General features: G+C 66.2%; 1 protein-coding gene. It reads left to right on the top strand.

What is annotated here, in order from left to right; translation table 11 throughout:
• Positions 1-161: 161 nt before the first annotated feature.
• A complete protein-coding gene (locus D7V77_RS42160; RefSeq protein WP_120581749.1) occupies positions 162-863 on the top strand; it encodes a hypothetical protein in 702 nt (233 codons plus the stop codon).
• The last annotated feature ends 123 nt before the right edge of the window (positions 864-986 follow it).

Genomic DNA, 986 nt, shown 5'->3' with positions numbered 1-986 from the left:
CCCCCCACCAGCACGACACGACCCTCGGACTCCATGGCGACTCCCTTTCGTGACCCACCACGGATATAGGTCGATTGACCTATTTTTTCACGACATTCGATTTCGCGTGAATAATCAGGCCGATTCCACGTCAGGCAGGCCAATCCACCGAGAGGCCCCCCATGCGCAGGAAGCTCGCCGCCCTCCTCCCGCTGTGTCTGTTCGCCATCGGCTGTGAGAACTCACAGCACGCGCAGCGGCTGGAGCGGCGCGAAGCCATCCGTGAGGCCCATCTGCGGAATCTCCGCGGCGCCGCGACCGGCTTCGAGGACACCCGCTGGAGCATGAGCCCCGATGAGGTGCGGGCTCGCTACCCCGAGGCGGTCATCGTGGATGGCGGCGGACTCGAACTTCAGTCGGAGCACTGGGACATGCCCGCGACAATTCGCTTCTCCTTCGACCAGGAGAAGCTCGCGGCGGTGACCCTCTACCTTGGCCCCCAGGGAGATCTCCGCGAGGCCCACCGCGGCGTCGCGAGCATGCTCCAAACGAAGTTCGGCGAGCCGGATGAAACCCGGGATTCGGCGGAGGAGGCCGCCCGTCAGAGGGCCGTGTTGAGTGCGCTCGCCGGTCTCGCCTTCGTCGCCGAAACCATCCAGGCGGTCCAGGAGCGGCGGCCCCCGGACGCCTCATCCCTGGAGCAGATGAACGAGCGGGCACTGATGGCCGCCGAGGACGCCTACTGGGATACCCGGGAGTACACCCTGCACAGCCGTTGGAACACCTCCGCGACGGAGGTCCATCTCCTCGGAAGGCGGGCCGGGGATCGGCAGGGCCTGTCCCTCTCGTACGTGAGCACGGTGCTGCGGGCAGGCTCCATCTAAGCCATCCCGACTAATTCCGTTCAGGGGTGTTGGCCCAGATGGGGAGCCTGCCGCGCCTGCGGACGCGGCGCAGCAGGAGAACGGCCTCATCATAGAAGGCGTCACGATCCGCCGTCAGCATGC

Origin of the sequence: Corallococcus sp. CA041A, assembly GCF_003612075.1 — a bacterium.
GTDB classification, from domain to species: Bacteria; Myxococcota; Myxococcia; order Myxococcales; family Myxococcaceae; genus Corallococcus; species Corallococcus exiguus.
This window is presented reverse-complemented; position numbering and strand designations above follow the sequence as displayed.

Excerpts from the sequence above, each read along its gene's own strand:
- D7V77_RS42160 (WP_120581749.1), top strand. The coding sequence starts at position 162 with ATGCGCAGGAAGCTCGCCGCCCTCCTCCCGCTGTGTCTGTTCGCCATC.